This window comes from Ruegeria sp. AB6 (assembly GCF_056542685.1).
Window position 1 is genome coordinate 1 of the sequence record NZ_JBQGAD010000002.1, and the last position, 12,811, is coordinate 12,811.

Annotated in this window: 9 protein-coding genes, 1 tRNA gene and 1 pseudogene; 7 read left to right on the top strand and 4 right to left on the bottom strand. The window is 58.8% G+C overall.

From position 1 onward, the window contains the following. Nucleotides 1-121: 121 nt before the first annotated feature. Nucleotides 122-196, bottom strand: a tRNA-Gln gene (locus ACR0DB_RS04125). A gap of 302 nt (nucleotides 197-498) precedes the next feature. On the opposite strand from ACR0DB_RS04125, the gene ACR0DB_RS04130 reads away from it, so the two are divergent. After that, entirely contained in the window at nucleotides 499-1,407 is a 909-nt protein-coding gene (locus tag ACR0DB_RS04130; RefSeq protein WP_480549115.1) for a haloalkane dehalogenase, read from the top strand. A gap of 2 nt (nucleotides 1,408-1,409) precedes the next feature. Here the strand turns inward: ACR0DB_RS04130 and ACR0DB_RS04135 are convergent, their stop codons facing one another. Further along, nucleotides 1,410-1,889: an SH3 domain-containing protein gene (locus ACR0DB_RS04135; protein ID WP_237215965.1), complete on the bottom strand. Its 480-nt coding sequence runs from the start codon at nucleotides 1,887-1,889 to the stop codon at nucleotides 1,410-1,412. A 179-nt stretch (nucleotides 1,890-2,068) separates the two neighbouring features. Between ACR0DB_RS04135 and ACR0DB_RS04140 the strand changes: the two genes are divergently transcribed. The 4 genes from ACR0DB_RS04140 to ACR0DB_RS04155 all read left to right on the top strand — a co-directional run bounded on the left by ACR0DB_RS04140 (nucleotide 2,069) and on the right by ACR0DB_RS04155 (nucleotide 8,963). Beyond that, nucleotides 2,069-3,055 (top strand): 2-hydroxyacid dehydrogenase, encoded by a 987-nt coding sequence (locus tag ACR0DB_RS04140; protein ID WP_170787414.1) that lies wholly within the window; start codon nucleotides 2,069-2,071, stop codon nucleotides 3,053-3,055. 45 nt (nucleotides 3,056-3,100) lie between these two features. Then, nucleotides 3,101-4,894, top strand: coding sequence for a gamma-glutamyltransferase (ggt, locus tag ACR0DB_RS04145; RefSeq protein ID WP_480549117.1), 1,794 nt, complete (start codon nucleotides 3,101-3,103; stop codon nucleotides 4,892-4,894). Nucleotides 4,895-4,920: 26 nt separating this feature from the next. Then, nucleotides 4,921-6,318 carry an FAD-binding oxidoreductase gene (locus ACR0DB_RS04150; RefSeq protein ID WP_480549119.1) on the top strand — a complete coding sequence of 466 codons (1,398 nt, stop codon included), beginning with the start codon at nucleotides 4,921-4,923 and terminating at the stop codon, nucleotides 6,316-6,318. A gap of 137 nt (nucleotides 6,319-6,455) precedes the next feature. Continuing rightward, nucleotides 6,456-8,963: a GcvT family protein gene (locus ACR0DB_RS04155; RefSeq protein ID WP_170768963.1), complete on the top strand. Its 2,508-nt coding sequence runs from the start codon at nucleotides 6,456-6,458 to the stop codon at nucleotides 8,961-8,963. Between the two features lie 351 nt (nucleotides 8,964-9,314). Here the strand turns inward: ACR0DB_RS04155 and ACR0DB_RS04160 are convergent, their stop codons facing one another. Both ACR0DB_RS04160 and ACR0DB_RS04165 read right to left on the bottom strand, forming a co-directional pair. Then, nucleotides 9,315-9,968, bottom strand: a complete 654-nt coding sequence (locus ACR0DB_RS04160; RefSeq protein WP_480549121.1) for a DUF938 domain-containing protein — start codon at nucleotides 9,966-9,968, stop codon at nucleotides 9,315-9,317. Continuing rightward, on the bottom strand, nucleotides 9,965-11,038 hold the full coding sequence (locus tag ACR0DB_RS04165) for an NAD(P)/FAD-dependent oxidoreductase (protein ID WP_480549123.1): 1,074 nt from the start codon (nucleotides 11,036-11,038) through the stop codon (nucleotides 9,965-9,967). Before ACR0DB_RS04165 ends, ACR0DB_RS04160 begins: the two co-directional genes overlap by 4 nt. A gap of 142 nt (nucleotides 11,039-11,180) precedes the next feature. On the opposite strand from ACR0DB_RS04165, the gene ACR0DB_RS04170 reads away from it, so the two are divergent. Together ACR0DB_RS04170 and ACR0DB_RS04175 are read left to right on the top strand one after the other, a co-directional pair. Next, nucleotides 11,181-11,549 carry a hypothetical protein gene (locus ACR0DB_RS04170; protein WP_170769817.1) on the top strand — a complete coding sequence of 123 codons (369 nt, stop codon included), beginning with the start codon at nucleotides 11,181-11,183 and terminating at the stop codon, nucleotides 11,547-11,549. 3 nt (nucleotides 11,550-11,552) lie between these two features. Continuing rightward, nucleotides 11,553-12,784: pseudogene (locus ACR0DB_RS04175) on the top strand (HlyD family secretion protein). Nucleotides 12,785-12,811: the final 27 nt, after the last annotated feature.

The window sequence follows — 12,811 nt, forward strand, 5'->3', positions numbered from 1 at the left end:
AACGACCTCTGAGGGCCCACCCTCGGCACCCGTAGCACCCGAAACCACTGGGGCATAAACGGGGGCATTTCTCGGAGGGTTCAAGCCCAAGCGCCTGCTGTCGTTCCATGTTCTGATGAACTGGCTGGGGTGGTAGGATTCGAACCTACGATACACGGTACCAAAAACCGCTGCCTTACCACTTGGCTACACCCCAACGGTGAGGCGCTATCTACGATTGTTGTTTGGGGGGTTCAAGCCCTTTCCCGCAAAAATATGAACGCAGTCAGAAAAAAGTTTGCCAAGATATGTAACCGTTGGAAACATAGCTTTGAGTTGCTTTTCCGTGCTGGTCATTTCGCGTTTTACCAAGAAAACGCCGGCGGCGCAGGTTGCTTGTTTCAAGTAGATGTCGTCGGTACGATTCTGCGGTAAGTTTCCCAGGGGGTATTGGCGCGCCGGGATCACGAAGACTGGCACTCGGCCAGGCCAGTGAAATTGCAAAAGGACAGACCGGACATGAAGTTTCTACGCACGCCGGACGAGCGGTTCCAATCTTTGGAAGGTTACGATTTCGAACCGCATTATTCGATGGTCGATGATACCGAAGGCGGAGAACTTCGGGTCCACCATGTGGACGAAGGTCCAGCGGACGCCAACCCTGTTCTGATGATGCATGGCGAACCAAGCTGGTCTTTCCTCTATCGTCACATGATCAAAGGCTTTGTCGCGCGCGGACATCGGGCGGTTGCGCCGGATTTGGTCGGGTTTGGTCGGTCTGACAAACCGACCGAGCGCTCGGATTACACCTATGCTCGCCACGTGTCGTGGATGGGGGACTGGCTGCGCGGGGTGGATCTGACGAATATCACTCTGGTCTGTCAGGATTGGGGCGGGTTGATCGGATTGCGCCTTTGGGCCGAGATGCCGGACCGCTTTGCCCGTATCGTGGTTGCCAACACGGCCCTGCCTACCGGCGATCAGCCGATGGGAGAGGCATTCGAAAACTGGCGTAAATTCAGCCAGGAGGTTCCCGTGTTCCCGGCGGGGGGGATCTTGAAAGGCGGTACGCAAAAGCCGATGTCAGACGACACGATTGCCGCCTATGACGCGCCATTCCCGGACGAAAGCTATAAGGCCGGGGCGCGGCAGTTCCCGATGTTGGTGCCAGCATCGCAGGACGATCCTGAGGCTGAGCCAAACAGAAAAGCCTGGGCTCTTATCCGCACTTTGCAGACCCCGGTGTTGACGGCTTTTGGGGCGGATGACAAGGTCATGGCTGGGATAGATACGGTGTTTCAGCGGCTCTGTCCGGGGGCCAAGGGGCAGCCCCACACAATCCTGCCGGACGCCGGTCATTTTCTGCAGGAAGATGTCGGGGCGGAACTGGTCGATCTGACCTGCGATTTCATCGCCCGAACGTCCTGACGCTATTCCCGAACTTCTTCGGGGTCGACGCCCCAGAGGTTGGATTTCAGCGTCCAGCCACGGTGCCCTCCGGCCGAGACATGGCACCAGTCCAATGTGCAGCTGCCCAGGCGCGCAACTACGCCGGATTCGAATTGCGCGCTGATCTGAGCGCTGGAACTGGGGTTGGCATAGACCGGCAACATATCCGTTTCGATCAGAACGGTGCGCACACCGGATAACAGGGCGTAGTGCACCCAGCCTCCAGCGCCGTCACGGTCCTGAACCCTGCGCCAGTTGCCATATTCGGCGGTGATTTGCAACGGCATGCCGCGCCGCTTGAACACCCAGTCGATTCGATGAGTCAGGGAGGGCCCGCGCCGCACATTGCCCTCGGCCGCCTTCATCGAGACATAGCGTGGCAGCGGCAGATTCGTGACCGGACCGCGCTTGTCCTGCGCGCTGGCGGCCAGACCTCCGGTCGAGATCAGAAAAACGCTCAACACCGACGCTAAACGGCGCTTTAGGGGTAGAAAACCTCTCACGGACTGCCTGCTCTTGTGCCTGTTGATCTTGTTGCGAAAAAAGCTTGGTTCAATGCCATGGGGTTCTTGTGCCCCGCCTTTTCCTGCGCCACGATGACATGGCGCGCGCAGGTTTGCAAAGCAGTGGGAGTGCACAGGTGCCAAGAGAACGTCTGAGTGTTGTCGTAACGCGACGGTTGCCCGAGGCGGTGGAAACGCGGTTGAGCGAATTGTTCGATGTAAAGCTGCGCGACGACGACGCCCCAATGACGCGGGATGAGCTGGTCGCAGCGGTCAAAACGGCGGATGTGCTGGTTCCCACCGTTACCGATACGATTGATGGCGGGGTGCTGGGGCAGGCGGGTGAAAACCTGCGGCTGATCGCGAACTATGGCGCTGGCGTCGATAATATTGATGTGGCCACCGCGCGTCAGCGGGGCATCCTTGTCTCCAACACGCCCGGTGTGCTGACCGATGACACGGCGGATATGACGATGGCGCTGATCCTCGCCGTGACCCGTCGTATCCCCGAAGGCCTGACAACCATGCAAAAGGGCGAGTGGGAAGGCTGGGCTCCGACCGCCTTACTGGGTGGCCGGATCGGCGGACGTCGGCTGGGTATTCTTGGCATGGGCCGGATCGGTCAGGCCGTGGCGCGTCGCGCCAGCGCTTTTGGAATGCAGGTGCATTATCACAATCGCCGCAGGCTGCGCGCTGAGACGGAACAGGCGCTTGAGGCGACCTATTGGGAAAGCCTGGACCAGATGGTTGCGCGTATGGACGTGATTTCGATCAACTGTCCGTCCACGCCCTCGACTTTTCACCTGATGAACGCGCGGCGGCTGAAGTTGATGAAACCCTCGGCCGTGATCGTGAATACCTCGCGGGGCGAGGTGATAGACGAAAACGCGCTGACCCGGCAGATCCGCGCTGGTGAGATCGCAGGGGCAGGTCTGGACGTCTACGAACACGGCACCGACGTGAACCCGCGATTGCGACAGTTGCCCAACGTGGTTCTGTTGCCCCATATGGGGTCCGCCACGCTGGAGGGTCGGATCGAGATGGGCGAAAAAGTTATCATTAATATCAAGACATTCGAAGATGGGCACCGCCCACCGGATCAGGTGGTTCCTGCAATGCTTTAATCGGCACGGCCGACTGGCCGGGTATCAATTTTTCAGGAGGATACTATGAAACGACGTCTGATTTCCGGCTTGTTCCTGTCGGCTTTGGCCTTTGCGTCACCGGTTTTCGCGCAGGAGGCTGCCGACGCGGTTTCGCCCGAAGGCGGGTCCGTAGGCCAGGTTCAAGGCCTGACCGCCGAGGTCATTGCCGCGCTTGAGGCGAAGATGGAGGGCAAGCCGGTCACTGCGCAGAACTGGATGGTTGCAGCGGCCAACCCGTTGGCGGTTGAGGCCGGGGCCAAGGTGCTGCGGGCAGGGGGGTCGGCTGCGGATGCGATGGTCGCGGTTCAGGTGGTGCTAGGCTTGGTCGAGCCGCAATCCTCTGGTCTGGGCGGTGGCGCGTTTCTGGTCTGGTATGATGCCGCGACTGGCAAGATGACCACGCTGGACGGGCGCGAGACAGCCCCGCTTGAGGCCACTCACCGGCTGTTCCACGACGAAAATGGCGAACCCCTGAAATTCTTCGATGCTGTAGTCGGGGGACTGTCCGTTGGAACACCGGGAACGCCAGCCCTGTTAGAAGAGGCGCATCGCCGCTGGGGTCGAAGCCCGTGGCCCAGCCTGTTTGCGGATGGGATTGCGCTGGCCGAGGACGGATTTCTGGTTTCTCCACGACTGGCGGGGCTGGTCGAAAAGGACGCCGAACGGTTGTCACGCTTCCCTGTGACGGCGGAATATTTCCTGCCTGATGGCAAGCCGTTAGAGCAGGGTCAGCGCCTGATGAACCCCGACTATGCGGAAACACTGCGCACTTTGGCCAGCGAAGGCGCGGCAGGGTTCTACGGTGGCGAGATCGCAGCGGGGATCGTCAGCACGGTGCGTGGGGCGGAAGGAAACCCCGGTGTGCTATCGGGCATTGACCTGGCCCTGTATCAGGTGATCGAGCGCGAGCCGGTCTGTGCCGCCTATCGTGTCTACGAGATCTGCGGCATGGGGCCGCCCTCTTCGGGCGCGCTGACAGTTGGGCAGATTTTGGGCATGCTGGATGGTTATGATCTGGCGGCCATGGGACCGGAAGATGTTCAAAGCTGGCGGCTGATCGGCGATGCCTCGCGCTTGGCTTTTGCCGACCGGGGGCGGTACATGGCTGATCACGACTTTGTCCCGATGCCGACCAACGGGCTTGTTGACCCGTCTTATCTGTCCGAGCGTGGCGGTCTGTTGAATGAGAGCGAAGCCTTGATCGACGTGGCGCCGGGCAACCCGGCCTTCGATCATGCATCAAACTGGGCGGATGATGAATCTCTGGAATTGCCGTCGACCTCGCATATCTCGATTGTCGATCAATATGGCAACGTCCTGTCCATGACGACCACGATCGAGAACGGCTTTGGCTCTCGATTGATGTCCAACGGGTTTCTGCTGAACAACGAATTGACCGATTTCTCATTCAAGACGCATCGCGATGGCGTACCAATTGCCAACCGGTTGGAACCCGGCAAGCGCCCGCGTTCGTCGATGAGCCCGACAATCGTGATGCAGGACGGCGCGCCTGTTCTGGCTATTGGCTCTCCGGGCGGCAGCCGGATCATTGGCTATGTGGCCAAGTCGATCATCGCGTGGGCGGATTGGGATATGGACGTGCAGCAGGCCCTGTCCCTGCCTCATCTGGTCAACCGGTTCGGGACTTATGATGTTGAGCTGGGAACAGCGGCCGAAGGGTATGCAGATCAGTTGACTGCGCTTGGGTATGAGGTCAATCCACGGGATCTGACCTCGGGGCTGCACGCGATTGAGATCGGGGATGTCCTGATCGGCGGCGCAGATCCACGTCGCGAAGGAATTGCGCTGGGCGAATAGCCCGGCGATCAGGGGGGAGGAACAGTATGGTGCAGGCAGTCGCTTTGCCTCGGAACGAGGCTGGGATCGAAACGGTCATAGGCGTTCTAAAGCAGAAATTCGGCGACCGCCTGCAAACCGGCCAGGCCATTCGGGAACAGCATGGGCACACGACGACCTGGATTGAAAACCAGTCCCCGGATGCTGTGGTGTTTCCTCAGTCCACTGCAGAAGTGTCCGAGATTGTCAAAACCTGCGCCACGCATAAAGTGCCGGTTATCGCTTTTGGCACCGGCACCTCGCTCGAGGGGCATGTCAATGCGCCGGCCGGAGGTATCTCGGTCGACCTGACCCAGATGAGCAAGGTTCTGACCGTGAATGCCAGTGATCTGGACTGTGTCGTGCAGCCCGGCGTCACGCGTGAAGATCTGAACAAGCATCTTCGCGATCAGGGGTTGTTCTTCCCCATCGACCCCGGCGCCAATGCCTCATTGGGGGGGATGGCGTCAACGCGGGCTTCAGGGACGAATGCAGTGCGCTATGGCACGATGAAGGACAATGTCCTCAGCCTCGAGGCGGTGATGCCGGACGGGCAGATCATTCGCACCGGGCAACGTGCCAAGAAATCCTCGGCCGGATATGACCTGACGCGGTTGCTGATTGGTGCCGAGGGAACGCTGGGGATCATCACGGAAATCACCCTACGCCTGCAAGGCATCCCCGAGGCGATTTCCTCGGCGCGCTGTTCCTTTCCAACTGTGGATGCGGCCTGTCAGGCGGTGATGATGACCATCCAATACGGTGTTCCAGTGGCCCGGATCGAGTTGCTGGACGAAATGTCGGTTAAGGCGGCCAATGCCTATTCCAATCTGACATTGCCGGAAACGCCTCTGCTGTTGCTCGAATTCCATGGCTCGGAAAACGGCGCGGTCGAGCATGCGGACACCTTCGGTCAGATTGCCGAAGAATTCGGTGGTACCGATTTTGCGGCCACTTCAACCACCGAGGAGCGCAGTAAGCTGTGGCAGGCGCGGCACGACATCTATTGGGCTTGTCTGCAGCTGCGTCCGGGTGCACGCGGAATTTCAACCGATGTTTGCGTGCCCATTTCGCGTTTGGCCGAATGTGTCACCGCCACACAAAACAAGGCAGAGGAACTTGGGTTGATCGCGCCTATGGTCGGCCATGTCGGGGACGGGAATTTCCATACCTTGTTGCTGATCGATATGGAAAACGCCGACGAGGTGGCCAATGCCGATCAGTTTGTCGGCTGGTTGAATGAATTGGCCATTTCGATGGACGGCACCTGCACCGGCGAGCATGGAATAGGGCAGGGCAAACGCCCCTATCTGATCAAGGAGCTGGGGGACGCAACCCGCTATATGGCGGCGATCAAGGTGGCGCTCGACCCGGACAATATCATGAACCCCGGCAAGATCCTGTAGCGGCTTTCACTGTCATTTGAGCGATTGCTGACGCCAAAAGTCGGTTTTGCACTTTTTTGCGTCGGCTGGACTTGGCGCTTAGGCCTCGGGCTTGGGCATAAACCTTGCAAATTAGACTCAATCCGGAGAACGGGCGAATGAAAACCCAAGTCAAAGCACTGGTCGTTGGCGGTGGTGCCGTCGGGACCTCGATTGCATACCACCTTGCCAAGGCAGGCTGGGACGATGTGATGCTGATCGAACGTGACGAGCTGACCTCGGGCTCCACTTGGCACGCGGCTGGCCTGCTGCCACTGTTCAACATGTCCTACGCGACAACCCACATCCACAAATACTCGGTCGATTTCTACAAGACACTTGAGGAAGAGACTGGCTTAAATGCTGGCTTTGCCGTGGTTGGCAACCTGCGCATGGCGCAGACGCAAGAGCGTATGGACGAATACATGCTCTATGCCTCGACCGCCGAGACCTGCGATGTGGCCTATGAGTGGCTGACGCCCGAGCAGATCAAGGAACGCTGGCCGCTGATCGAAACCGGCGATCTGAAGGGCGCGATCTATCACACCGAAGATGGCTATATTAACCCCGCAGACGTGACACAGGCGATGGCCAAAGGTGCCCGCCAGCGCGGCGTGGATATCGTGCGCAAGATGCAGGCCGATGCCTTCCACTGGAACGGCACCCACTGGGAAGTCACCTGCACCAAGATGGTCGAAAAAGGCGGCAACCTCGTGCCGTCGGATGAGCAGGTCGTCATCACTGCCGAGCATGTCGTGACCGCATCGGGCAACCATGCGCAGCGCACCGCCAAGATGCTGGGAATCAAGATGCCTGCCATCCCGGTCGAGCACACCTTTATCGTCATGGACAAAGACCCCGAGCTGGTCAAATGGCGCGAAGCAGGCAACCCGGAACACCCCGTCGTCCGTGACGCCGATAATGAATCCTACGCGCGTGAAGAACGTGGCGGCTGGATTCTGGGCATCTACGAACATGGCGCGCCAGCGCAGTTCGAATATGGTGTGCCGGACAGCTTCCGCGCGGACCTGTTCCCACTGGATATCGACCGGATTGCCGACCAGTACATGGCGATGGCCGAACGTGTGCCTTCTTGCGCCGAATCCGGTCTGAAAGACGATTTCAACGGCCCGATCTGCTATACGCCGGACGGCAACCCGCTGGTTGGTCCGGCTCCGGGCCTGCGCAACATGTGGCTGGCCGAGGGCTTCAGCTTTGGCATCACCGCTGCCGGTGGCACCGGCTACTATCTGGCGCAGATGATGGTCGATGGCGAAGCCGAGATCGACATGGCCTCGCTGGACCCCAAGCGGTACTCGTCCAACTGGATGACCACCGAATTTGCAGCGCGCAAGAATGAAGAGTGCTATGAGCACGTCTACATCCTGCACCACCCAGATGAAGAGCGTGAAGCCTGCCGTCCGCTGCGTACTGTTCCGGCCTATGACCGCCAGAAAGCGCGTGGCGCGCAATTCGGCTGGGTGAACGGTTGGGAACGTCCGAACTATTTCGGCCCCGTCGATGCTCCGGATAACTTCGACAAGGAAAGCCGCAGCTTCCGTCGCGGTGGCTGGTGGAAACACGCCGTGGAAGAAGCCAAAGCGATCCGCGAAGGCGTGGGCCTGATCGACGCGTCGGCCTTCACCAAGCATGTCGTCAAAGGCCCCGGTGCGACCCAGTTTCTGGATTGGTTCACCTGTAACAAGCTGCCCAAGGTCGGTCGCATCAACCTGACCTACGCGCTGACCTCGCATGGGACCACCCGCACTGAATACACCATCGTCCGCAATGGCGAGAACCACTACTACATCGTCTCCGCAGGTGCCTGGACCGAGTATGACGCGGACTATCTGCGAAAAGCGGCCGAGGACAAGATGGAGGAGTTTGGGTATATCGAGATACAGGATGTGACCACTCAGTGGGGTGTCTTCGCCATCGCCGGACCCAAGTCGCGTGATGTCCTGAAAGCGGTCATCAAAGACGCCGATCCGGAAACCGCACTGTCCAACAAGCGCTTCCCATGGCTGTCGGCCCGTCAGATCGAACTGGGCATGTGCCCCGTGAACGCCATCCGTGTGGCCTATACCGGTGAGCTGGGTTGGGAACTGCACCACCCGATCGAAATGCAGAACTATTTGTTCGATCTGTTGGAAAAGGCTGGTGAGAAACACGGTATGAAGCTGGTTGGTGCCCGCGCGCAGAACTGGCTGCGTCAGGAGAAATCCTATCGCGCCTTCGGCACCGAACTGGGCCGCGACGCGACCCCCCTCGAGGCCGATCTGCCGCGCTTTGTTGACCTGTCGAAAGACTTCTACGGCAAAACCAAGCTGGAAGAGACCGGTGTGCGCGTAAAGTGCTGCACACTGCTGATCGACGGACCAGACGATGCTGACCCGTGGGGTCGCGAAGCGCTCTATACGCCCGAAGGCGCGCGCGTGGGTCGCTTGACCTCGGGCGGGTATTCGGTGGCCTTCGAGAAATCGATCGGCATGGGCTATGTGCCCCCCGAGCTGGCAGTTGAAGGCACCAAGCTACAAGTCAAAATTCAGGACAAGCTGTGGGATGCGGTTGTGACTTGTGACAGCCCCTATGATCCTAAGAACGAAACGATCCGTAAAGACGGTTGATTCTGAGCTTAGCTGTAGGCGGGGCTCCAAAATGGGCCGCCTAAGGCGGCCCATGCCTCCGGCGGAGGTATTTTCAAACAGAAGAAGCGGGGGCTGGTGACATGATCCAGCCCCCCTGCTTTTGGCTAGGGGGGCCTTCTCCTGTTACGGCCAACGGCGCCTCCGCCTGTACCGCAAAATCACTATTGCTCATCAGAGTTAACGACCCGTTACTTCTTCTGTTCAAAAATACCTCCGCCGGAGGCAAACCTGCTTAAGCAGGTTTTCGTGGCGCATCTCTGGGGAGAAATATTACGTGGTTTCCGAAGATGGATTGGATAGGGCCGATTCTTGGCAGAGAACTTATTCTCATCAAGTGCCCGAGTTTTCCGCAATGAAAGCGATATTGTTTGCGGGCATCTCTGATATTTTGAGAATCGTTAGACCTCTGGCCTGCATATACGCGGCAATTTCGGAGTCATTCTTATAGCCGATCTCGGGGTCTTGTTGGACCAGGGCCTGGTGAAACCGTTGATCACCATCGCTGGTCAATTTGCCCGCGCGCATGAAAGGACCGTATAGGATAAATCGCCCTTTAGGCTCCAGCGCCTTTGAAACCTCAGCTAGAATCGTGCAGGTTTCAACCCAGCTGATAAGATGGGTCAGATTAATCAGGACGATAAGATCCTTGCCGCCAAAATCTCGATGCCATCCCTCCGCCGTGGCGTCCAGAGTGGCGGCGACTTTGATGTTCTCTTGCTCGATCGTGTATGTATTGATGCTGGCGCGGCGGTCGGGGTCGATCTCAGTCGGGTGCCAGGTCAGGCCGGGCAGGCGCTGGGCAAAGGCGCTCACATGCTGGCCTGTCCCGCTGGCAATTTCCAATGCGTTCCCGCTGTCAGGGGCCCATTGCGCCAGCAGATCGCAGAGCACATCTGCATTGCGGGTCGCAGCAGGCGCGACCATTCGGGCGCCCTCGACCTGAGTTGCAACGCTGGCGTTAGGAGGAAGGGTTCGTTTGCTCATTGTCGCAGCCTGTCGGGTTTAAGGGCGTTCACAATTTCCGCGTCCAGTTCGGGCGGTGCGCCGATTGCCAAGTCGGCAACTAATTTAGACGCGGCCGCCGCCGTTTGAAACCCGTAGCCACCCTGGCCAGCCGACCAGATAAAATTGGGTTCGATCGGGTCCGGTCCCAGAACCAGCGTCCCATCAGGCGCAAAACTGCGTAGCCCCGCCCAGTTTGTCTCGACCCGCGTGACGGCTTCGGTCACCATTTCTTCATAGCGCGCAAGCCCTTCCGCCAAGACCAAGTCGTCGGCATAAGCGTCTTGCGGTGGTACCGGGTCAGCCTCGGATGGCGAGACGATCAATTTCCCAGCATCGGGCTTTGCGTACCAGCTTTCCCCAGCACCCAGCAGCATTGGCCAATCTCGCAAATCATGACCGCCCGGCGCGGGAAGACGCGCCATCGATCGACGTAGTGGAGATATCCCGATCGGTTCGATCCCTGCCAATGCCGCGACCTGGTCCACCCACGGCCCGGCTGCGTTGACAATTACGCGAGCTTCAAAGCTGCCGCTGGCCTCGACAATCCAGTTTCGATCCCGGCGCAGCGCGGTGACGCGGGATTTCGTCAGAATGTCTCCGCCATTGCGTCGGATCGCTTGTGCAAAGCTCTGCATAAGACGGTCGGTATCGATGTCGAACGCGGCGTCGCTGATCGCTGCAAAGCGAACGGCGTCAGCGTTGAGGATTGGGATTCGATTCACAGCTTCGGCAATTGATATGGGATGCATGTTCAAGGATGCGGTATCATTGGACATTTGCAGGGCTTGATCTGCTCGACCCACCAGCATCAGGCCACGCGGTGTCAGAAAACCACCCTTGTCGGTCTTCAGAAAGCTGGCGCTGGCCCGGTTCAAGGCAACGACAGACTCTGGGCCGTAATTCTCTTCAAATAGTGCGGCTGAACGCCCCGACGCGTGATAGCCCAGGGCGTCTTCGGCCTCCAAAACCACAACCCGTCCATGGGCTGACAGGCGCGCGCCAGCGCTGAGCCCGGCGATACCGCCACCGATGACTAGGAAATCTATCATATCCCTCTCTTCGCAGAGTGCGGGGCGAAGTACACAAGGTTTGCTGTCGATCTACAAGCAGGGTTGAAATTGCACCTCAACCCATACAAAGAATGCCCCATTGATATAGGAGGATAGGGTGACTGGCGATAACTTACACCCGATGGCCACGGGACATATACCGTCCTACGTGACCCAGGCCGATGGCAGCGACTTTCTTTTAACGTTTATGTTCATTTTTACGGTTGGAGTGATCATTTTGATTGGGGTGGGATATTTCACCCTGCATTCGATCCCAGAAAAAATCGCACATGAATCCAACCACCCCCAGTTCCAACTGGTTGGTATTCTAGCGCTTCTTGCGCTGTTTACTCATAATGGTCTGTTTTGGATTGCTGCCATTCTGGTTGCCGGATTCCAGTTCCCTGACATTGGTGCCCCTTTGCGGGCCATCGCAGATGCGATCCGATCGTTGGGTCCGCAAGCGCAAGACCCAGCCACGCCTCCTCGGGCGGAACATCAGGAGCAATAAGGCATGCTTGAAACACTGATGTGTGCACTGATCACGGTGCTGCCTGATTTTCTGTTCCGTCGTTACGTGCAGGCAAACGGATAGGCCATGAAATTACGCTGTTCACCATGTGGTACGAGTTGCGCTGGGGGCTGACGACCTGTGCCATTCTGGCACTGACGGTGATCACGACGCTGTTTTACTTTCACCCGGCCAGCCGGACGGCAGCGTCCTATTTCCGCACCGTGACGATCCTGCCGCAACTGGGAGGGCGCGTGTCCGAGGTCTATGTGTCCAACAACCAGCAGGTGGTCGCAGGTCAGCCGATCTTCCGAATGGAGGATTTTACCCAAACGGCGATGGTCGAGGCTGCTCATGCGCAGATCGCGCAGGTTCAGGCCTCGTTGAAAGTGGCCGAGACAGACCTGGCCGAAGCAACCGCCGGGATTGCGGGTGCCAAAGCCTCATTGGATCAGGCGATTGAAGACCTTGAGCGCAACACCACGCTGCGCGACGAGGGATCCAGCGCCGTGCGTCTGGCCGAGATCGACCGGCTGGAAAACATCGTCGCCGAACGCGAAGCCAAGCTGGTAGCGGCCGAGGCGCAACGGGCTGCGGTTGTGCAACAGATCGAAGAGCTGATCCCGGCGCAGCTGGTCAGTGCAAATGCGCAACTGGACGCCGCCCTGACCGAGCTGGACAAGACAGTGGTTGCCGCGGGCGTGACGGGCCGGATCGAACAATTCGGCCTGCAAGTTGGCGATTTTGTCAGCCCTTTGCTGCGGCCTGCGGGAATTCTGGTGCCGTCGCATTCGGGTCATGACCGGTTTCAGGCGGCGTTCAACCAGATGGCGGCCCAGGTAATCAAGCCGGGCATGGTGGGCGAACTGGGCTGAATGACCAAGCCTTTTACGGTCATTCCTATGGTTGTGGTCGATGTGCAGGACGTGATCCCATCAGGGCAACTCCGCCCGTCGGATGAACTGCGCGATGTGCAGACCAATACAAATCCGGGGTCCATTCTGGTCTATATGGAGCCGTTGTATAAAGGGATGGCTGGCGACATTCCTCCGGGCAGCAACTGTTTGGCGAATGTCTATACCAGCAATCATGAACGGCTGGAACATGAGGATCTCGGCTTCTGGCACGCGGCGTTCTTGCACGTGGTTGATACAATTGGAGTGGTTCATGCGGCGGGCTTGCGCCTGCGGTTGATCCTGATGCCGGTGAATACGTTGGTGCTGAGCGGGCACTGATTTCAACTTGGTCTGGCCGGATGCACG

Coding starts and splice junctions, on each gene's coding strand:
- ACR0DB_RS04130 (WP_480549115.1), top strand. CDS start 499: ATGAAGTTTCTACGCACGCCGGACGAGCGGTTCCAATCTTTGGAAGGT.
- ggt (WP_480549117.1), top strand. CDS start 3,101: ATGAAACGACGTCTGATTTCCGGCTTGTTCCTGTCGGCTTTGGCCTTT.
- ACR0DB_RS04150 (WP_480549119.1), top strand. CDS start 4,921: ATGGTGCAGGCAGTCGCTTTGCCTCGGAACGAGGCTGGGATCGAAACG.
- ACR0DB_RS04155 (WP_170768963.1), top strand. CDS start 6,456: ATGAAAACCCAAGTCAAAGCACTGGTCGTTGGCGGTGGTGCCGTCGGG.
- ACR0DB_RS04160 (WP_480549121.1), bottom strand. CDS start 9,968: ATGAGCAAACGAACCCTTCCTCCTAACGCCAGCGTTGCAACTCAGGTC.
- ACR0DB_RS04165 (WP_480549123.1), bottom strand. CDS start 11,038: ATGATAGATTTCCTAGTCATCGGTGGCGGTATCGCCGGGCTCAGCGCT.
- ACR0DB_RS04170 (WP_170769817.1), top strand. CDS start 11,181: ATGGCCACGGGACATATACCGTCCTACGTGACCCAGGCCGATGGCAGC.